We start from the raw sequence: 21,247 nt of genomic DNA, 5'->3' as shown, positions 1-21,247 counted from the left end.
CTAGCGGTATTGCTTAAGATCATCTGACAATTCAATAAAACTTGGACGCATATCCGGAGGTAGCAACTTACGCCCCGTCTCGACTGCTACAGGCGGTGCGTAACCAGAAACAATCGAATTTAAACACGCTTTAATACACAAATACGCTTTTAACTCATGAGCTCCTAGGCTCTCCAAATGCGAAGCCGCCGGCCCAGCAAACCCATAACCAAAAAAGATACCCAAAAACGTCCCGACTAATGCCGCTGCTACGTGTGAACCAATCTCTTCTAATGGGCCACCTATCGCCCCCATAGTGATAACAATACCAAGTACCGCAGCAACAATACCAAACCCAGGCAAAGCCTCCGCTACACGATTCAATGCATGACTAGGAGCAATAAGCTCTTCTTGAATCTGCTCAATTTCATTGTCCATAATGGCGTCTATTTCATAAGCGGGCAGACCTGTTAACGTAAAGATCCGATAATTGTCAGTTAAAAACTCTACCACCTCATGATCACGCACCACATCAGGAAAACGATTAAACAACTCACTGGTAAAAGGAGACTCAATATCCTCCTCAATAGACAAAAAACCATCTTGGCGGCTTTTTTGAAAAAGACAGTACATCAAACCTAATAACTGAAGGTAAAAACGCTTATTATGACGGCTCCCAGAAAAAATCTGAGGCAGCATAGTGAATACTTTTTTCTGAACAATAAGCGGATTCGCTACCATGAAGGCGCCCAATGCCGCGCCACAAATAATAATCACTTCAAAAGGCTGCCATAACGCCAACATATTACCATGAGACGCCAAATAACCCGATACAACACTAACGATAACAACCAGTACGCCAGCTAACGCAAACATATTCCCTTCCTTAATACTGACAAAGTATGCTCTCACCTCAATATACAGTATGATTAATGAGATAAAAAATATAAGAGCACTTTATACACTCATAAACAACCGAGTCACTAATGTAACCAGCTATGAAAGACAAGTCACCTTCTGGCCTAAATGAATGGCTTCATTTCCTTAAGAATAAAAAATTTCCGGTTAAAGCCGTCAATTTATCTCGTCTTAAAACCCAAATAAAAAGAACGGAAGACACACTTGATGGCATGCAAGCCAATATAGCATCAGATCCGCTATTGGCTTTCGCCATCCTTAACGAAGCAAATCGAATCATTCCAAATAAAAACAGCGAAATAAAAACACCGTTTCATGCTGCCGCCATGGTCGGAATGAACGGTATAGCCAAGCTGTTTCCTCGATTCGCCCCCTACGACATTAAAACAACACAAAAAATACCTCATGTAGCCGCTTTTTTAAGCGAAATACAAACCAGCTACGAAGCAGCAACCATAGCAAGACACTGGGCAATCGAAAAATTAACCAGCCATGAAGATGATATATTTTGGATAACACTTTTTCGTGATGCTGCAAGATGGCTGTTGTGGTTCTACGCCTACCCAACCATGATGTCCATTAGGCAAAAAATCAAACAAGGCGAAAAAGCCAGCCAAGCAGAGCTAAGTACTTTAGGGTGTCGCATTGATGAGCTCACGGTACACCTTTGCTCTCATTGGGGCACACCACAAAAAGTCATTGAGTCTTTTCTAACCAAACACATACCTAACGCAAAAGAAATGCAAGCCCTAGCGCATTTGGCTCACCATCCAGACGAATTACCAGGTTTTACCGAAGACAAAAGACTCACCATTTTAATCAACAACCCGCTCATCTTCTCTTATTGCGCAAACAAGGTTGCTCATGAAGCCAGTTTGATGCGATGGGATTCTAAAAATCTGCCTTTTTTCTACCGTGTCGTCGCGACAGTCATGCATCGTCGCCTTGGAGAGGTCATCCATACCGCTCATTTAGCAAGCACCGAAGCCGCCACTTTGTACAATAACGGTGGAAAAATATCTCTTGCACAACAACTCCTTGACCCCAACCTATTCACTGGCAAAAACACACCCAACCAAAAAACAAAAGTCACGTTATCTCCTATTTCAGCACTGAAAAAAGCGCTCAGTCAAAAAGGCGACATAGACACAAAACAGAAGGCAAACCTTGCCCTGAAAACAATCAAGCAAGCCATACCAAACGCACAACACAGTATTATTTTTAAGCATTCAAACAACAAAGTATCTCCGATGTTTCAATCTGGCTATAACATAGAAATAATTAAAGCCATCTTATGGAGCTCACAATCAAGCGTGTTTGAAAAACTATCCAAAAAACGCTCAGCAAGCCACTTATCCGGACAAAAGCTAGACAACCTATTAAAAGACTTACCACATACAGCTGACCAAATAATTGACACCAATAGCCACCTCATCCTTGCCTCAACACAGACATCAAAAAATGAAATGGCAATATTTTGGCTAGAAACCCGCACAGAATTCAATGAGAAAGATTACAAAAACCTTAAACAAATCGTGTCTTTAATCAGCCACAGCACACCATAAATTCAATAACTCAGGATAAATACCGTGACTAAAGATCAACTTTTTGCCTTTGCGCAACATATCACTCCGCAAAAAACACTGTCTCGCACCATTGGCCGCATTGCGGAATGCGAAAATACTTGGGTAAAAAACACCTTTATCAATCAATTTATCAAAAAATACCAAGTAGACATGTCTGAAGCAGTTAATAGCGACCCTTTGTCTTACCGCAACTTTAACGACTTCTTTACCCGAGCCATTCGTTCAGAGCTGCGCCCAATATGCGAACAAAAAAACGGAATTGTCTGTCCTGCCGACGGAGCAGTCAGCCAACTTGGTGAAATAGAACACGGCACTTTATTACAAGCCAAAGGCCACACCTACAGCCTGACCAGCCTCTTAGGTGGCGATGCTTCACTATCCAACCAATTCCTTGGCGGCTCTTTCGCAACCGTTTACCTCTCTCCAAAAGATTACCACCGTGTACACATGCCACTTACCGGCAAACTGACGAAAATGATCCATATACCTGGCAAGCTGTTCTCAGTGAACAAAGTAACAGCCGAACAAATTCCAAGCGTCTTTGCTCGTAACGAACGCACGGTTTGTATTTTCGACACAGAAGCCGGCCCAATGGCGGTAATATTGGTAGGCGCTATGATCGTAGCCAGCATAGAAACCACATGGGCGGGACAAGTTACACCATTCAATAAAAACGTAGTGACTTGGGATTACAGCGAACTAAATAAAATTGAAATCAAAAAAGGCGAGGAAATGGGACGCTTCAAACTTGGCTCTACCGCCATCGTTTTGTTTGGAAAAGACGCCGTCAAATGGGAGGAGTCCATACAAGCAGAAACACCTACTAAGATGGGCATGCATTTTGGACAAATCAAAGAGAAGTAAACACCACACAACCCCCAATAAAAAAGCCTGCTTCATATGAAGCAGGCTTTTTTTGTACTCGAAGAAATCACAACACTAGGTTATGGCAAGTCGTCTTCTAGCTCTTCTTTTGGTGCTGGAACAAGGTCTTCTCGTTTCACATCCAACGCGAGCAATAAGTTTGCCGCTACAAAAACAGAAGAATAAGTACCAACAACTATCCCTACTAACAAAGCCATAGAGAAGTTATGTATCGCTTCACCACCAGCCACAAACAATACAACCAACACAAACAAGGTCGTTAATGACGTAATTAAAGTACGACCCAGCGTTTGGTTAATCGATTCATTGACAAGGTCATACGGCTCAGTATCCCGCATGATACGGAAGTTTTCGCGAATACGGTCACACACTACAATAGTATCGTTAAGCGAATACCCAACGACGGCCAACAATGCAGCCAATACCGTCAAATCAAACTCCACCTCAAATATTGAGAAAAAGCCCAAAGTGATAATGACATCGTGAACAAGCGCCGCTACAGAGGCAAGCGAAAACTTAAACTGAAATCGCACCGCAACGTAAATCATGACGACAGCCAAGGCGAGTAACATACCTAAGCCACCCTGCTCACGTAACTCCTCACCCACTTGAGCGCCAACAAACTCAGATCGCTGAAGCAAAACCTTATTGGTCCCATCACTCTGAAGTGTAGACAACACCTCATCACCCAGTGTTGGCGTATAAGAGTTAGCCATACGAACCACAACATCGGTTGACGAACCAAAGTTCTGCACAACCACATCGCCATAGCCGTTTTTGCCTAACAACTCACGAACATCGTCTAGGTTAGGAGCCTCATCATAAGTCACCTCAACCAAGGTGCCGCCCGTAAAGTCCAAGCCGAATTGCAACCCCTTAGTCGCTAAAGAACCAAGAGAAATTAGGATCAACGTAATCGAAAAAATAGCCACGATTTTACGCATTGCCATAAATGGAATATTTGTCACTTTCATGGCGCTCTCCTAAATATACAGTTTCTTATTTTTACGGCCGCCATACACAAGATTCACCTGCGCACGCGTCACAACAATCGCCGTAAACATCGAAGTAAGAATACCAAGCGACAACGTCACCGCGAAACCTTTCACCGGACCCGTACCCACTGCAAACAAGATAACAGCAACAAGCAATGTCGTAATGTTGGCATCTAAAATAGTCGTAAAGGCGCGGTTAAAACCAGAATGTATTGCCTGCTGGCTGCCAACACCGCTTGCCAACTCCTCTTTTATCCTAGAGAAAATCAACACGTTGGCGTCCACCGCCATACCCATGGTCAGTACAATACCCGCGATACCAGGCAGTGTCAGTGTTGCTCCCATGATAGACATACACGCCATCAAAAGAATGATATTTAGGGCCAACGAGACATTGGCAAAAATACCAAACACCTTGTAATAAACCAGCATAAACAACATCACAACCAATAAGCCGATTTGAGCAGAGCTAACACCAAGCTGAATATTTTCTGCCCCCAAACTCGGCCCAATGGTACGCTCTTCGACAAAATAAATTGGCGCAGCCAAAGCACCGGCACGAAGCAAAAGAGCCAACTCAGAAGATTCACGCGGACTGTCCAAACCTGTAATTCGGAATGAGTTGCCCAACGTTGTTTGAATCGTCGCTAAAGAGATAATACCTTTCTCACTGTAGCTTCGACGCACTTCTTCCATTTTGCCTTCTTCATTTTCAACAAAACGACTACGAGACTTATGCTCGATAAACACAACACCCATATTACGACCAACAGCAGAACGAGTTACTTTACTCATTTGCTTACCGCCTTTGGAGTCCAAGCTGATGTTGACCTGAGGCTGGCCATTTTCATCAAAAGACGAACTCGCATCGGAAACACTGTCACCCGTAATAATTAGATCACGCTCTAAACGCGCAGTGCGACCACTACCATCACGAAAAGTCAGAGTCTCTATATCTGACCCGCTATCATCCAAACCCGCTTCTAAATGGAACTCTAGATTAGCTGTCGCACCGATGATACGTTTTGCCGCTGCGGTATCTTGTACACCTGGCAACTCAACAACAATACGATTACTGCCCTGACGCTGCACCAATGGCTCAGCCACACCCAGTTCATTTACACGGTTACGTAAAGTCGTTAAGTTTTGCTGTAAAGCATAGGATTCAATTTCTTTCTTCGACGCTTCAGTAAAGCTGATGTCTAAGTAAAATTCAGCTTCATCTTGATGAGTACCATAACGATAGTCAGGGAATTCATCTTTCAACAAATTCTCCGCCAACGACAAATCGACCTCTTGCAAGAAACGAATCGAAAGCACACCGTCTTCAATATCGACACTGCGATAACGCACACGACTCTTACGCAACGACGCCTTCATTTCACTCGCACTGACCTCAAGCTTTTGCTTAAGGGCCGCTGGGGTATCCACCTCTAACAAGAAATGCACACCGCCGCGAAGATCCAAACCTAACTTAGCAGGACCCGCCCCCAAAGAGGACAGCCAGTCCGGTGTAGTAGGAACAAGGTTCAATGCTGTTACAAAATCATCACCCAATGCTGCCGCCACGACAGGCTTGGCAGCAAGTTGGTCCTCACCACTATTAAAGCGCAAGGTACCGCCAGCAGAAGTAAGCTCTGCTTCTTTTAATTCTATATTTGCTTTTGAAAGCGCACTTGTCGCTCTCAGCAAAGCTTGCTCATCAACAACAGAAGTCGCTTTTTGGGTAGATAGTTGTAGCGCTGGATCATCCGGATAAAGATTTGGGAAGGCATAGAGTAGCCCCAAAGCCAAAACAAGAAGAATTAGCAAATACTTCCACAAGGGGTACTTGTTAAGCATGAAAAATCCTTTACACCTAAAAAATTTGAATGGATCGATAAAAAAGAAAAGCGCCTAGAGAAGGCGCTTTTCTAAGAAAGTTAAATAGACTTTAACGTTCCTTTAGGCAATACAGCAGCAACAGAAGACTTTTGAAATTTCATTTCAACGCCTTCAGCCACTTCAAGTACTACGTAGTTATCATCTACTTTAGATACTTTACCCAATACACCACCGCCAGTTACTACTTCAGTACCTTTAGCCAAAGATGCGATCAAGTTTTTATGCTCTTTCGCACGCTTTGCTTGTGGGCGCCACATAAGGAAGTAAAAAATGACGACAAAACCCGCAAGCAATACAAGGTTAAAAATACCTCCATCTGCCGCTAGTCCGCCTTCAGCATACGCTGGTGAGATCAATGAGATCATGTGTTAACTCTCCAATGGTTTATGAAACTGTTGCGATCCTTTTATTTAAAGAATCTGCATAATTTGTTTATTATTCACTCAAAACTGGCACATCTAAGCCACGCTTTGCATAGAACTCATCAACAAAGGCGTCAAATCTACCTTCATCTAGAGCCAGACGCAATCCCGCCATGAGTGTTTGGTAATAACGTAAGTTATGAATGGTATTTAATTGAGCCCCTACCATTTCTTTACACTTATCCAAGTGATGTAAATAAGACCGAGAAAAGTTTTTACAAGTGTAACAATCACATTCTTTGTCTAATGGCCCGATATCTTCACGATACTGAGCATTACGAATACGAACAACACCATCCGAGGTAAACAGATGACCATTACGCGCATTACGAGTAGGCATGACACAGTCGAACATATCAACACCACGACGAACGCCTTCCACCAAATCTTCTGGCTTGCCGACACCCATCAAATAGCGAGGTTTATCCGCTGGCATTTTAGGGGTAACAAAATCCAACACCTTCATCATTTCTTCTTTTGGCTCACCCACTGACAAACCGCCAATAGCGTAGCCATCAAAGCCAATATCAACAAGACCTTCTAAAGACTCTTCGCGTAAGTTCTCGTACATACTGCCCTGAATGATACCAAACAACGCAGAAGGACTCTCTCCGTGCTCGTCTTTAGAACGCTGAGCCCACCGTAAACTTCTACGCATCGATGTTGCTGCTACGTCAGTTGTTGCTGGATGCGGGGTACATTCATCAAAAATCATCACGACGTCAGAACCAAGATCTTTTTGAACCTGCATCGATATCTCAGGACTCAAAAACACTTTCGATCCGTTAATCGGAGAACGAAAGCTCACACCTTCTTCGGTGATTTTACGCATTTCGCCCAATGAAAAAACCTGAAAACCACCAGAGTCGGTTAAAATTGGCTTTTTCCATTGGGTAAAGTCATGCAAGTCACCATGAGCTTTTACCACGTCCGTTCCCGGACGAAGCCATAAATGAAACGTGTTACCCAAAATGATGTCCGCACCAATTTCTTCGATGTCTTTGGTCAACATCCCTTTTACTGTGCCGTAAGTCCCTACCGGCATAAACGCTGGCGTTTCAACCTTACCTCGAGGAAAAGTCAGCGTTGCACGACGCGCCTTTCCTGACGTGGTATGAAGATCAAAATCCATAAAACATTCTGGACGCTTATCAGACATTCGTCTTATTCCTCACTTTGCGGGCCTGAAGCCTGCGTATTTCGTGTAATAAACATGGCATCGCCATAACTAAAAAATCGATATTTCTGCTCTACTGCCGCTTGATACGCCGACATAACGTGATCGTACCCAGCAAACGCGCTAATCAACATAATGAGCGTAGACTCAGGCAAGTGAAAATTCGTCACCAAAGCATCCACCGTCTTAAACTCATAACCCGGGTAGATAAAAATACTGGTATCGCCCTGCATTGGAGCGATCTCACCACTTTGGCTGGCCGATTCAAGACTGCGAACACTGGTTGTCCCCACTGCAATCACTCGACCACCGCGGGCTTTCGCGGCCTTCACTTGCTCAACCACACTGGGCTCAACTTCAACATACTCCGCGTGCATAATGTGGTCTTTTACATTATCCACTTTCATTGGTTGAAAAGTTCCTGCACCCACATGCAAGGTGACAAACGCCGCTTCTATCCCTTTTGCCTTCAGCTTTTCTAACAATTCATCATCAAAATGCAAACCCGCCGTTGGGGCTGCAACTGCACCGGGCTTTTGATTATAAACGGTTTGATAGCGCTCCTGATCACTGTCCTCATCAGGACGCTCAATATAAGGTGGCAGCGGCATGTGACCAACACGAGATAACACGTCAAGCACTGGTTCATTAAAGGCAAGATGAAACAAAGCACCAGAGCGACCCAACATAGTCACTTCAATCTGCTCACCTTTATCCTGCCCTAAAATCAGCTTGCTGTTTTCCTTTGGCGACTTACTAGCGCGAATATGTGCCAACGCTTCGTTCGTACCAATTACCCGCTCTACCAATACCTCAATTTTCCCGCCAGACTCTTTCTGCCCAAACACGCGAGCAGGAATCACTCGAGTATTGTTGAACACCATCAAATCACCCGGCTGCACCAAATCTAATACATCAGGAAATTGACGATGAACCACCTCGCCACTGGGGCCATCAAGGTGCAACAACCGACTGGCAGTCCTATCCGGTGTTGGATAGTTTGCAATCAATGAATCAGGTAAATCAAAGTGATAATCGGAAACGAGCATGATAGGGAACACTACCTAGAAAAAACGACCCGGCATTTTATCGAAAAATCACGTAAAAAGGTACTTCCAAGCGACGTCATATTAAAAAGATAAAAATAACTTCCATATCCATTGACTTATTTCAGAAATAACATAGAATACGCCTCACCTTTTTCAAGGCCAGTGTGGTGGAATTGGTAGACACGACGGATTCAAAATCGAAACGGTTTATCATTTTTTTAAGAAAATATTCTTTTAAAACATCAACTTATAGTTTTGAAAAAGATAAAAAAAGTTGTATAACTGTTGTATAGCTTTTGGAATTGTTGGCGGTATGGTGGAATTGGTAGACACGTCGGATTAATCTGTGTCTGAAAACACTCTAATAGAGTGAAAGAAAAAATAAACGAGTCCGCTTCTTTCGTAAGAAAGTCGATTAAATTGGATGAATTGCTGGAAAATCTTTGACGAGACAATCAGCAGCCAAGCCCACGGAGTCTGGGAAGGTTCAGAGACTACCTGAGCTTATGCGAATAGGCTTAATAACAGGAATTAGTTAAGTATTAATATCTTAATGAAAAAGCGTCCAGCCCCTATTTTTTAGGGTGATGATATAGTCCGTGAAAATGTCAAAATCCGATGCCTTCGGGTGTGCCAGTTCGAGTCTGGCTACCGCTACCAACTAAAAAAACGCCCCTTTATTGGGGCTTTTTTATGAATTTAAAAAGGGTTTTCTGGAACTAATTCGTATATTAAAAGATAAATAATACGATTTTAAACAGTAAAAAAGACCTTCAAGGTCTTTTTATATGTAATTCAAATAATAAATATTATTTTAAAAAGTAATATTTATTATCATCCTTAATAGCATGAAAAGAATTAACTCGTTTAATTACCCCTAAAATAGATTTATATTCTTTAATGCCAGAATAGCAAACATATTCTTCATCTTTATCAAATACATAATCATCAGCATATAAACCAGATAAATCTACAAATATAAACGGTGTTGAATAATTACGCATTGAAGTAGATGATAATAGGAGACCATTTGAAAGAGATTGAGAAATCTTAAAACCTTTTAGTTCATATATAAGTTGATCATTCGGCTTAAAATAATCAAAACCAATCAAATCAGAGAGACTGTTATTCTCACGAAAATTTAGATCTTTAGCTTTTTCACAACCATTCAATTTAGCATTAGTTAGAAATATTTTCTTCTCATGATTTTTACCTTTAATAGCAATATCCCTAATAACTTCTTTTAACGAAAAGATTTCCCTATTCAAATTCTTTATATACTGATCATAATTATTATTTTCACTTATTAAATTAGAAAAAAGAATCTCTTTAATTCCATTTCTTTCCATGCAATCTTTAGATTCTATGTTATTAGCATCACAATAGTTAAACAAATCATAAAAACCGATATTATTATCAGATTTATAATTCTCAAACTCATTTGCATGTTTTTCAACAACACTATCAATAAAGTTTCTTGTCACGTTAAAACTATAAATCACACTATCAATAGATCGGTACAACTCTAAAAGTTTAGGCATATCATTTTCATAATTTTTAGATTTTATTATAAAATCTTCCTTCATTGAATCTATGCGCTTATAGAAAGTTATTAAATCATCCTCCTTAATATATTTAATAGAATTACCAATTGAAAATGGCATTGAATAATTAAATTCTTTTAAAATCTCCAAATCTTTAGAACTAATCCATTGATCAATACTTTCGTTTGTTTTTTGCTCTGGAGACTTTAATGATTCTTTGTATGAACTAATTAAGTTTTCTGTGCTTTTACATCCTGAACAAAAAAATAGAATCAATAAAGAAGTGAATATTAAACGCATTTTTTAAATCCTTAAATAAAATAATTAATAGTGCAACAACAGAATCTTAAGATTGAGACTTAAACCTTAGAAATAATTGACACAGGCCGTCTTTTGTAAGCTTATTAGTAAATTAAACACTATTAGATTCTTTTTCAAGGTCTGTCGAATTATAAATTCACACAATACACTTAAAACATCGTTTAAACGCTTATATGATCATCACTTAGCTCTTCCGCACTTCCAGAAAAGCCGCTTGCGGCATATCTCTTTAATATCTTAACCAATCATATCAAAGAAATAAAAAACACGCTTAAAACATCATTTAAACGCTTTTTACGGTCATCGCTACGCTCTTCCGCACTTCCAGAAAAGCCCGAAGGGCATATCTCTTAAATCTCTTATGCACTTAATAAGTCTTACTTTTGTTTTTTGCGTCACTTTGCGAAAGATAAAAGAAAGAAAATTTAAGTTCTTTTTATCTATATTAAAAATTCTAAATCAGTTACTAATCTACATTAGTTAGTAATCTATATTATTAGCACACCACTATTTTACATCTTCATCCACCACTATTTTACTTCTTCATCCACCACTATTTTACTTTGCACACACCACAATTAAGCTTTTATTTTCAATCACACACACCACAATTAAGCTTTTTGACCCAACACTTTAATACATAATTTGACAATTTAAAAAAATATGATTAATTGAAATTATAAACAAAAAAAATCGCATTCAAATAAATGAATGCGACTTTTAAAAAAATTAAACTTCCGGCAAGAAGATATAAATTAATATACATTTAATTGTTATAAAGTCAATAATTAAATTTGAAATAATGTATTTCTTCACTGTTTAATTTTTAAAATTATATAATGAGGAATATATAAAATGATCGAATACTTTACAATAGCGAGAGAATTAATGAACAGAGAAAACAAACTACATTATGAATTATTTGATTTTAAACAAAATCACGACATTAAACTATTTGTTGCGATCTTATCAAACGCAACGATGATTTATAAGAATAACAAAACAGATGAAAACTATTTGACTTTTTCATTAAAAAACTTTTTTGCGAGTGATAGTTATTTGTGTAGAGCTACTTTAAGTTTTATTTATATTGAAAAATTCTTGTTGACGCATCATATAATAATTTCAAAATTCTTTGATTTGATTGATTATGATTTAGAAAATAAAACTATAAGTTTTACTTTTACTGATACATATATAAAAACGATGAAAAAAAGTGGTTTTAATAAATTAGAGTTAAAAACATTGAAAAGCATAAAAGATATAAGAACAACTAAACTAGCGATGATTTTAGCAATGAAGCCTAGTGGTTATTTAGACGTAAATTATTTATTTAAAGTTTTAGATTTGTATAAAATTGAGCGAAGAGATAGAAGAATATTCAAAATTAAACAAGCTTTTAAAAGCTTAAATGTAGAAGTCAAATATAAATACCCTGTTAACAAAAATTCACCAACATTAGAAGAACACTATAAATTTTATTATTAAAATTTATAGCGCCTTTTATTTGAATTTTCATTTTTAACATTATTATTTAGATCGTTTTTATGATCTATTTTTAAAATATATAAGTCGTCTTTATCATTTAATATACTTTTTAATGATCTATCTTTATTTAACTCATTAAGAACATAATCAGTATCATATTTATTATTTAATTTTGATAATACAAATTTTCTTTGCTCATCAATACTATTATTAGTTAATTTATTATCATAGAGATTAATTAAATTTGAATTGCTCATTTTTTCGCTTAAAACAACAATTTTAACATCATCAAGAGAGATTGAAGAATTTTCTAATTGAAAGAAAAATAAATCATCTTTATTATTTTTATATGCAACTTTCATAGATTTTAAAGTAAGTTCTTTGTTTTGTGAACTTGCACCCTTCCAGCCGTTCTCCTTTGCTATTTTATAAGTCAATTCTAAATCGAAAGGATTTGAATTTGGGCTTAATGATATTGTTTTTTTATCTTGGCTTATCTTTAAATTAAAGTTGTTTGGTCTTTTTTCTTCATCTTTTTTATTATAGAAAATTGACATTGAACCATCATTATTTTTAACTTGCTTATAATTATAGTTTATATTTTTAACATCGAAATCATTACTAATACTTAATTTTTCATCATTTTTAAAGCTTCTATTAGTTAAGTATTCGAATAAATCAGCATCATTTTTTTTAATCTTACCGTATGTCAAATATGAGTTAATTTTTCCGCCTGCAAGCGAAATATCATCATTTAATGATGTATACGTTATGCCACCAGTGCCGTTCTCTCTCATATTTAAAAATATTTCTATCTTGTTATCATTTAGTATATCAATAAATTCTTGTGTCGTTTTAGAACTTCGATAAGCATTATTAACAGTGTTTTTAAGATTTGAAAAAATATCATCATTATTTAAAAGATCATCTTTTTTATCTAAAATATATTTTTCTTCATTATTAACAACATTAATTTTTCTCTCATTGATTATTTTTTTACCAAGAATTTTACGATGAGTATTATTTTTAATACGCCAATCATCTTTTATCATACCTTCTAATTTTGAAACTTTGTTTTCATTATTTTTAATTAAATTTTCATTATATTCTTTGTCTATTTTTACTTGATCAGTAAACCAGTTTTTAACTTTCTTAAAAACACTGTATTTAATAGGCTTTTCTAATTCAGTTATTTTCCCATATATTACATTTATTTTATTATTAACCTTTTTTTTATTACTTCTGTGAATGTCTTTATTCTTATTTATAGATGAATTTAATTTATTTTCTTTTGTTTTCAAAGAATATTTAATATTGCCTAATTCGTCTATTTTACAGTTGTAATCGATAGCTTTATTTTTAGCTATTTTTTTATGATCATCATTCAAATTTGGGACATATATTTTCTTTTTCTTATTATTTACGTCTATTTTCCATATGTAATTATCAGGGTTATTTTTTCCAGTAAGTGTTAATTTATTCTCTTTCTCTATTTTCTGCACTGCTGACTGTCTTTTTAAGCCCGAATTGCTTTGTCTATGATAGTTGCCTAACTCGTCGTGATAACCTCTCACAATATGGAAGTGAAGCTTTCCACTATCGACCTGCGGCCATATCATATATGGCGTTTTTTCAAAATTAGGATCGTATTTTTTAGCTGTTTTTATTGCTAATTTTAAAGCGTTAGCCATACCTAATCTTTCATCATCATCATTTGAAAATGATATTACAGAATGCTCGTATAGGTATTTTTGACGTGAATTTTTAGATAGTTGTGAATTAGCATCAACTGATAAAATAAAGTTCTCTACGAGCTGGTTATATTCGTTTTCGTCGTTTACATTTGAACAATAACCACAGTTAGAACTAACAGAAATTAATCTTGGATTGTTTGTATTATTCAATCCTACCTTGTCATTGCTGTTATATTTGATAACTTTTTTTAATTGCTTAATTGTTGTAGCTTCGTGTTTTAGTGAGAAAATAGTCATTATTTCCCCCTTCCCGCTTGCTTTACGTGTTTTGTAAAATAGTTTTTTGCTTTAATACCTTGACTTAAAAAATCTTTAATTTTTTTAAGATCATCATCATTTAATGATTTTCTTTCATTTGCTACTTTTGCAAGTTGATTTAAATTATTTCCGTATTTGATCAGATGATTTAATACTTTTAAAGAATGTCCTTCTTTATCTACGTAAACAGATTTAAAGCCTTTTCCGCTATTCATATAATGAATAATTAAAGTTTCCCAACTTTTAAAACCTGAATTTCTTTTCTGCTCGTTTAGTAATTCATAAGTTGAATCATCTAATCTTATATGAATACTTTTTCTTCTATTATTTTTATTTTTGTTTTCCATTTTCTATCCCTTTTATGTCTAAAACTTATCCAAATGCCAATGCGGAAAGTTATTTTATTTTATATCTATCTCTCAAATTTAATTTATTAAATTTCATATTTTCGGAGAAAATCAAGTTAGGATGGGGAACCCAACCTTCTACTTGCAATATAATACATTTAGCATATTTGATTGATCTGTCAAATCAATATAAAAAAAGAGAAAGGGAAAAGAAAAAGGCACTTCGTGCCCTTCTGGAAATGAAATTTAGGGGTTATTTGTTATGTTTGAAAAATTCTTCAGCTTGATTATAAAAACTTAATAATTCAGCTTCCGTAGGATCTGGCGGTATATCATCATAATCCGTATAAGATACATTATTTAGAATAGCTTTTAATTCTAATTCATTGCGATTAAAATCTGTCAAACTATCTATATGCGCCTGCTGTGATAATTTATAATTATCATAATGTTTCTCTATCATCTCAACCGAACTACCAACGTATTTCGCAATTAGATAAATATCTACGCCTTGCATAAGTCTTTTTGTTATAAACGTATGGCGACAACTGTATAAAGTATAATGAGTATTTATTAAATTACTTTCTTTTAAATAATCTGTGAATTGTTTAAAAATATCGCTAAATTCTGCGATTTTATTAAAAGAAGTTTCTAAAATCAATTTATTACTATATATAAAGTTGTCAATTGTAATATTTTTATCTTGTTGTGTGATTTTTCCAATATTAACAATTGAGTTAATAGCTTTTGAACTTAAAGCAATAACACGACCATTCGAATATTTTTTCGTCTTGCCTTTGCTGATTTTCACAAGGTAATTATCATTTTCTATCAATAAATCATCTTTGTAGTAAGAATGTTTTTTCTTCTTGATATCATTAAAACGTAAATTTATAAATTCTTCGCCAGTCCTCAATCCCGTTTCTAATAATATTAGAAAATATTCATTAAGTATTTTTCTGTATTCAACAGTCTTAAAATTAGCTTTTCGTCCATTTTTTTCGATTTCGTGAAAGTTTGGTAGATGCTCTAAAATAATCTTTAAATCTTCATCATTAAAAGCGTCTCTTGCCTCAACTTTAAAAGATTTTACCTTCGGAATTATAGGAATATCATTTTTCTTAATTATTTTTTCTTCTTCTAAATATTCCAGTATCATTTTAAAACAAGTTTTATTAATATTTTTTCTCGTGACAGATAATTCTTGACTATCAAAATAATCCCTTATTTTTTTAGTTGTAAAATCAACGATTTCGACATTTTTAAAGAATGGAATGATAAAATTTGAAAAGACTGTTTTATAGTCTTTATAGATTTGTAGCTGTGTTTTTTTACTATCTAACTGAATAATTACATTATTTACAATATCTTCAATGTAAATTTTTTTATTAGCTAAAATAGCTAATCCTTGCTTATTTCGGTTTTCGAGTTCGGAACGGAGTTCCCAAGCTCTGAACTTCGCTTCGTCTTCGTCTGACACTCCTAAGCTTCGCTTAATTTCTACTCCATTCACTCGTATACGAGCGTAAAAATTATTTGAGTTTTTAACTCTATAAATAGCTAAACTCTTCGCTAAACGCTCGTATTTTGCTACCATATGGCAATCTCTTATGTAAATAGTTGTATAGTAAGTTGTATAGCAACTTTAAATAACTACATAAGACTATGATTTTCAAGGGCTTTTGTAAAGACAGTATAAGTTCAAAATCCGTTGCCTTCGGGTGTGGCGGTTCGAGTCCGCCTACTGGTACCAACATAAAAAGCCCTGATCGTTGATCAGGGCTTTTTTTTTGGTTCCTTGAATGTCATTCTTGAGCAATGCTATTAAACAACAGAATCATTTAGGAACGCATCAAATGAACCGCCGTAAAAAAATCAAAGACGTATACGACAAGCGAATGAAACAAGCTAACTTAAAAGTTAACCCTAAAAAGGCGAAACCTAAGTACATTTCTAAAGCCGAACGCGAAAAAATAGCCGCGGAAGCCGCAACACAAACAACAGACATTGAGACGGTTGAAACAACCACTACCGAAGAACAAGCAAAAAAAGACGCTTAATATAGCTGACCTGCTAATTAGAATGACTTAATTAGCTCAGCTCGCCCCACACTGCCCATTCATTACCACATGGGTCTAAAAAGTGAAATCTGCGGCCACCAGGGAACTCAAAGATTTCTTGCTCTATCGTGCCACCCGCTGACGTCACCCTATTGAGCGCGCCTTCTAAATCATCACTAAACAGTATCACCAACGCAGCACCACTTTGTGGTCGCGAACAAAAGTCAGCTTGAAAAAAACCACCATCCAATCCCGCATTTTCAAATGCAGCGTACTCGGGACCATAATCTTTAAAACCCCAACCAAATACTTGACTGAAAAACACTTTATTTAATGCCAAATCACGCGCAGGCAATTCCACATAATTGATTTTATTCGACTCCATATTTCCCTCACTTTATTGTCGATGTCACCACAAGAACCACACTAATAACAATCATAGCGCCACCAATCCATTGCTGCTTAGTCATTTTCTCAGCGAAACGTACTTTTGAGTAATACAACGTCCCTACGATTTCAATCTGCCCCAGCGTCTTTACCAGGGCAGGATTCACCAACGCAAAACCCGTAAACCAGCCAATGGACCCCAAAGCACTCAACATACCGACTTTGCAACTCAACACTAATTCATATCGAAAAGGTGCTAAAACGTCTTTGCTTTTAACCATCTGAATACTACACAAAATGATGGACTGCAAAGCCAAAACATAGCATAGCGTGACGCCAGCACTAGTAATAAGAGAGCCTGATAATGCATGACTTGCAATGGAAGCAGTGACCGACGTGATCGCAAAGCACAAGCCACTGCCAAGTCCAAATAGCAAAGAAGCGTCTTTATGAACTTGCCTAATATTTTTCCATTTCACGCTCATGACAACCGTACCCAATACCCCAAATGCAATTCCCAACCAAGCCCCAAACGTCAACGTATAGTGAAGTAGAGGCAAACCAATTAAAGCCGCTAACACCGCTTCAGTTTTAGACAGCAAGGTCCCCAAAGCAAAACTACTGGACTGGAAAGCTCGTAACATGAAGTAAGTCGCCATGACTTGCGCGATGGCACAAATAGTGGCGGCCACCCAAAAAGTCAGACTTTTTTCGACAGACACCCAACCGAATAATTGCCAACACAGCACAAGATACGCACTCACCAAGGGCAAACCGAACAAGGAGCGAGATAGGGTGGCATGTAAAAAACCGGCTTCACGGGCGAGCGTGTTTTGATAAGCCGTTCGCATAGACTGACATCCAGCAGCAAACAGCGTAATAAAGATCCACATACCCAAACACCTTCAAACCGATAAGAAAGCGCTAGCATGCGATGACAAGCGGTATTTGTAAAAGGAATAAAACTTATGTTTCGAATTCTTAATAGGAATACTAAAAAGACCCGTTGAGAGGTTTATACCGCATATTTTTAACCAGCTGTTGCGTCAACTCAAAAGCCGAAATTTCCTGACAAGCAGACGCATTTTGACCACTCCACAATGAAGAGAAATCACCCAAACCTTGCTTTTCTGCAAGACTTTTCAGTTGCGCCATTTCCATCGACGCATAAGGAAATGCAGGCACACCGTCGCTCATATAACCAAGCTCTTTCATAATACGATTAGATACACCTCTCGCCGGCTTTCCCGTAAACACATTAGTCAGTGCCGTATGGTTGGCTTTTTCACCTTTTAACGCGTCACGATGAAACCGCGAAGTATTCGCTTCATGACACAATAAATAAGCAGTTCCCACTTGCACCGCTGACGCACCCAATGCCAAGGCAGCATCAATACTACGAGCATCACAAACACCACCCGCAGCAATCACGGGAATTCGGACTCTATCGACGATTTGAGGCAACAACGAAGACAAACCCATTTGCGTAGAAATATCGCTAGAAAGAAACATACCACGATGTCCACCAGCCTCAAGTCCTTGTGCAATAATGCCATCAACACCCATTTCCTCTAGCCAGATAGCTTCTTCTATCGTTGTCGCAGACGAAAGAATTTTACAACCCCAACTTTTAATTCGCTTTAGCAAGGCTTTTTCAGGCAACCCAAAATGAAAGCTGATAACGGGCGGAACAAAACCTTCAATAACATCGGCAATATCATGATTAAAAGGCACACGCGAGACGCTTTTTATACTAGCGTCATAGGCTCCAGAGAACTCATCAAAATAAGGTTTTAAAAGCTCTCGCCATTGCTGATGTTTACTCTCGCTATACTCCACAGCTTCATGACAGAAAAAATTAAGGTTAAAAGGGCTTGTGGTGCCTTTTTTAATTAAAGAAACCTGATGAGCAATCTCATCCACACCTAACATGGCACAAGGCAAGGACCCCAAGCCGCCTGCCTTGGACACAGCAATGGCTAAAGCACTGTCTTGAACACCAGCCATTGGCGCTTGAATTATGGGAAATGTCGTTCCCAACCAGTCATACGAATAAGATTGCTTCATCACGATATCCTTTCTTGATTAAAACTTAGCAACAATGTCCAACAAAGCCTGCTTAATAGAAGCATTGGCAATCTCGCCATCAATCATTACGTCATAGAAACTAGGCACACTCAAACTACCAATCACACTTCCCTTAAAGAACGGCATGCTGTTAACGGCTTGAGCCAATACACTGCTCGCGCCGCCAGGGCCAGGTGACGTAGAAAGAACGGCTATAGGCTTATTTTGATAAACTGCTTTTTCAATACGAGACGCCCAATCAAAGATATTTTTATACGCGGCAGAATAAGACCCATTGTGCTCAGCGAACGAAACAACAATCACATCTGTTTGCGCAATAGCATCAACAAAGGCTTGCGCCTGAACGGGAACACCCGCGCTCTTTTCTATGTCTTCACTAAAGATAGGCATGTCAAAATCATTAAGATCAAGCACCGTAATCTCTGCGTCTGCCACTAAATTCGCAGTATAACTTGCCAAAGCTTTGTTGATGGACTGTCGGCTTGAGCTGGCTCCGAATGCGAGTATTTTCATCTTATATTCCCTCTATTTTATGAACGATCAAATTGACAATTCAGCATAAATCCGATGTGTGTTTCACTTTTTTTTGATGCGTAAGCTCATAGAATGACATTATGAACTTACTTTTGAAACATACTTTTATACGCTTTGCCATTGTGGGTGGGGTTGGCTTTTTAGTCGACCTTACTAGCATGCTGCTACTTTCGATTTGGCTGCCCCACCTGTTTGCGCGAGGCATTGCTTTTTGGATTGCTGCCAGCTCTAACTGGTGGTGGAATCGTCACATCACCTTCATTGATGCACAAAAAATAAAACATAAAAAAGCCGCCGTATTACAATGGATGCAATTTCTCGGCAGCTCTGTGATGGCTTTTATTCCTAATTGGGGTTGCTATCTTTTCTTGTTAGCGCACCCACCCGCTATACCCAGTCCTATATTCATATTGCTATGGCCTTATCTTGCCATGGCGCCCGGTGTATTAGCGGGTATGATGCTGAACTATATTTTTTCTCGCTTTTGGATTTTCTCATCAATCAATCCAAAGAAAAACCTATCTAGCGGAGAAAATACGTCCGCTTAATTCGCTTGCTCATCCGCGTACTTAGCAAACCTTTCTTTTGATTTATCATGCACTTGGTCATGACGAGGCCAAGGCCAGCCACCAAATTGAGTCCGCTGATAGTCATTAAACGCCTGCTGAAGCTCTGCTCTGGTATTCATCACAAATGGCCCATGCTGCTCAACATGCTCAGCGATAGGACGACCTTGTAACATCAAAAAGCGCGCTACTTTACCAAGATTTTTCATGACAACAGCCACATCACTTTTCAGAACAAAGGCTTCGTTGACCGATCCCTCTACGCCATCCAGTTCAATGCTATCGCCTTCAAAAAAATACAAGGTACGATTCAAATTTGACGCCGCAGCAGGCAATGTCCATTCTGCATTTTCTGGTAAATCGATTAACCAAATGGCAACATGATTTTTGTCATCTGCTGCCCATGAATTTGGTGGGCAAGGCGCAGGCGCAATACCCTTCAACGACCCAGCAACGACTTTAATCGCAATCTCGTTCCCATTACTGTCTAACGCTTTGACCACTGGCGTATCTTCATTCCACAACATAGTAAAATGCGGCGGTACCATTTTGTTTTTACTTGGCAGATTTAACCAAATTTGAAAAAGCTCTAGCGGGTTAGCGTCGTTTTCATTTAACAAAGGAAACATCTCTGAATGCTGAATGCCTTCTCCTGCTGTCATCCATTGGGTATCACCTTCACCATAACGACCCGATGCCCCCATAGAATCAGCGTGATCAACCAAACCTTCATTGACAATAGTGATCGTTTCAAAACCACGATGAGGGTGCGCTGGAAAGCCCGGAACTTTTTTACCGTGGTACATACGCCAACCATCCATACCGGCGAAATCCTGACCCAGCGCACGACCGACTAAAGACTCAGCAGGCCCCATGTCACCATTGGCTTTAGGGTATTTATCGTTATGGAAGGCACAGAATAAAAATGGATCGAACGTCGGCCAAAACATATCTAGTGGCAAACGTTTTAAAATAGAAGCGCTCATTCGTATCTCCAACATAAAG

The 21,247-nt window shown here is 38.0% G+C and carries 20 protein-coding genes; 5 read left to right on the top strand and 15 right to left on the bottom strand.

What is annotated here, in order from left to right:
• Entirely contained in the window at positions 1 to 855 is an 855-nt protein-coding gene (gene motA, locus MP3633_RS07435; RefSeq protein ID WP_112139495.1) for a flagellar motor stator protein MotA, read from the bottom strand.
• Positions 856 to 977: 122 nt separating this feature from the next.
• Here motA and MP3633_RS07430 point away from each other — a divergent pair, with 122 nt between their 5' ends.
• A complete protein-coding gene (locus MP3633_RS07430) occupies positions 978 to 2,462 on the top strand; it encodes an HDOD domain-containing protein (protein WP_176335077.1) in 1,485 nt (494 codons plus the stop codon).
• A gap of 24 nt (positions 2,463 to 2,486) precedes the next feature.
• Positions 2,487 to 3,347, top strand: a complete 861-nt coding sequence (gene asd, locus MP3633_RS07425) for an archaetidylserine decarboxylase (RefSeq protein WP_176335076.1) — start codon at positions 2,487 to 2,489, stop codon at positions 3,345 to 3,347.
• 80 nt (positions 3,348 to 3,427) lie between these two features.
• On the opposite strand, the gene secF is transcribed toward asd, so the two are convergent.
• The 6 genes from secF to MP3633_RS07395 all read right to left on the bottom strand — a co-directional run bounded on the left by secF (position 3,428) and on the right by MP3633_RS07395 (position 10,739).
• Positions 3,428 to 4,342, bottom strand: coding sequence for a protein translocase subunit SecF (secF, locus tag MP3633_RS07420; protein WP_176335075.1), 915 nt, complete (start codon positions 4,340 to 4,342; stop codon positions 3,428 to 3,430).
• A 9-nt stretch (positions 4,343 to 4,351) separates the two neighbouring features.
• A complete protein-coding gene (gene secD, locus MP3633_RS07415; RefSeq protein WP_176335074.1) occupies positions 4,352 to 6,205 on the bottom strand; it encodes a protein translocase subunit SecD in 1,854 nt (617 codons plus the stop codon).
• An 80-nt stretch (positions 6,206 to 6,285) separates the two neighbouring features.
• Positions 6,286 to 6,612, bottom strand: a complete 327-nt coding sequence (gene yajC / locus MP3633_RS07410) for a preprotein translocase subunit YajC (protein WP_112139504.1) — start codon at positions 6,610 to 6,612, stop codon at positions 6,286 to 6,288.
• Positions 6,613 to 6,682: 70 nt separating this feature from the next.
• Positions 6,683 to 7,801 carry a tRNA guanosine(34) transglycosylase Tgt gene (gene tgt / locus MP3633_RS07405; protein WP_217909084.1) on the bottom strand — a complete coding sequence of 373 codons (1,119 nt, stop codon included), beginning with the start codon at positions 7,799 to 7,801 and terminating at the stop codon, positions 6,683 to 6,685.
• 32 nt (positions 7,802 to 7,833) lie between these two features.
• Positions 7,834 to 8,895: a tRNA preQ1(34) S-adenosylmethionine ribosyltransferase-isomerase QueA gene (gene queA / locus MP3633_RS07400; RefSeq protein ID WP_176335072.1), complete on the bottom strand. Its 1,062-nt coding sequence runs from the start codon at positions 8,893 to 8,895 to the stop codon at positions 7,834 to 7,836.
• A gap of 809 nt (positions 8,896 to 9,704) precedes the next feature.
• Positions 9,705 to 10,739, bottom strand: a complete 1,035-nt coding sequence (locus MP3633_RS07395; RefSeq protein WP_176334711.1) for a hypothetical protein — start codon at positions 10,737 to 10,739, stop codon at positions 9,705 to 9,707.
• Between the two features lie 876 nt (positions 10,740 to 11,615).
• Here MP3633_RS07395 and MP3633_RS07390 point away from each other — a divergent pair.
• A complete protein-coding gene (locus tag MP3633_RS07390) occupies positions 11,616 to 12,248 on the top strand; it encodes a hypothetical protein (RefSeq protein WP_176334710.1) in 633 nt (210 codons plus the stop codon).
• Here MP3633_RS07390 and MP3633_RS07385 read toward each other — a convergent pair.
• The 3 genes from MP3633_RS07385 to MP3633_RS07375 all read right to left on the bottom strand — a co-directional run bounded on the left by MP3633_RS07385 (position 12,245) and on the right by MP3633_RS07375 (position 16,204).
• Positions 12,245 to 14,239 carry a hypothetical protein gene (locus MP3633_RS07385; RefSeq protein WP_176334709.1) on the bottom strand — a complete coding sequence of 665 codons (1,995 nt, stop codon included), beginning with the start codon at positions 14,237 to 14,239 and terminating at the stop codon, positions 12,245 to 12,247. The two genes, MP3633_RS07390 and MP3633_RS07385, sit on opposite strands and share 4 nt — an antisense overlap.
• Positions 14,239 to 14,607: a plasmid mobilization relaxosome protein MobC gene (gene mobC / locus MP3633_RS07380; protein ID WP_176334708.1), complete on the bottom strand. Its 369-nt coding sequence runs from the start codon at positions 14,605 to 14,607 to the stop codon at positions 14,239 to 14,241. Before mobC ends, MP3633_RS07385 begins: the two co-directional genes overlap by 1 nt.
• A gap of 253 nt (positions 14,608 to 14,860) precedes the next feature.
• A complete protein-coding gene (locus tag MP3633_RS07375) occupies positions 14,861 to 16,204 on the bottom strand; it encodes a site-specific integrase (RefSeq protein ID WP_176334707.1) in 1,344 nt (447 codons plus the stop codon).
• A gap of 259 nt (positions 16,205 to 16,463) precedes the next feature.
• Here MP3633_RS07375 and MP3633_RS07370 point away from each other — a divergent pair, with 259 nt between their 5' ends.
• Positions 16,464 to 16,667: a DUF2986 domain-containing protein gene (locus MP3633_RS07370; RefSeq protein WP_176335071.1), complete on the top strand. Its 204-nt coding sequence runs from the start codon at positions 16,464 to 16,466 to the stop codon at positions 16,665 to 16,667.
• Between the two features lie 31 nt (positions 16,668 to 16,698).
• Here MP3633_RS07370 and MP3633_RS07365 read toward each other — a convergent pair whose 3' ends face one another.
• The 4 genes from MP3633_RS07365 to MP3633_RS07350 all read right to left on the bottom strand — a co-directional run bounded on the left by MP3633_RS07365 (position 16,699) and on the right by MP3633_RS07350 (position 19,655).
• A complete protein-coding gene (locus MP3633_RS07365; protein ID WP_112139512.1) occupies positions 16,699 to 17,052 on the bottom strand; it encodes a VOC family protein in 354 nt (117 codons plus the stop codon).
• Positions 17,053 to 17,059: 7 nt separating this feature from the next.
• Positions 17,060 to 17,947, bottom strand: a complete 888-nt coding sequence (locus MP3633_RS07360; RefSeq protein WP_176335070.1) for a DMT family transporter — start codon at positions 17,945 to 17,947, stop codon at positions 17,060 to 17,062.
• A gap of 100 nt (positions 17,948 to 18,047) precedes the next feature.
• On the bottom strand, positions 18,048 to 19,121 hold the full coding sequence (locus MP3633_RS07355; protein WP_176335069.1) for an NAD(P)H-dependent flavin oxidoreductase: 1,074 nt from the start codon (positions 19,119 to 19,121) through the stop codon (positions 18,048 to 18,050).
• An 18-nt stretch (positions 19,122 to 19,139) separates the two neighbouring features.
• Positions 19,140 to 19,655, bottom strand: a complete 516-nt coding sequence (locus tag MP3633_RS07350; RefSeq protein WP_176335068.1) for an NADPH-dependent FMN reductase — start codon at positions 19,653 to 19,655, stop codon at positions 19,140 to 19,142.
• A gap of 101 nt (positions 19,656 to 19,756) precedes the next feature.
• Between MP3633_RS07350 and MP3633_RS07345 the strand changes: the two genes are divergently transcribed.
• Positions 19,757 to 20,224, top strand: a complete 468-nt coding sequence (locus tag MP3633_RS07345) for a GtrA family protein (RefSeq protein ID WP_176335067.1) — start codon at positions 19,757 to 19,759, stop codon at positions 20,222 to 20,224.
• Here MP3633_RS07345 and MP3633_RS07340 read toward each other — a convergent pair.
• Complete coding sequence (locus MP3633_RS07340; protein WP_176335066.1) at positions 20,221 to 21,228, bottom strand: pirin family protein; 1,008 nt, start codon at positions 21,226 to 21,228, stop codon at positions 20,221 to 20,223. The genes MP3633_RS07345 and MP3633_RS07340 overlap by 4 nt on opposite strands.
• Positions 21,229 to 21,247: the final 19 nt, after the last annotated feature.

Source organism: Marinomonas primoryensis (assembly GCF_013372285.1).
Taxonomy (GTDB): Bacteria; Pseudomonadota; Gammaproteobacteria; order Pseudomonadales; family Marinomonadaceae; genus Marinomonas; species Marinomonas primoryensis.
The sequence above is the reverse complement of the archived record's forward strand: the minus strand, read 5'-3'. Positions and strand labels throughout refer to the sequence as shown.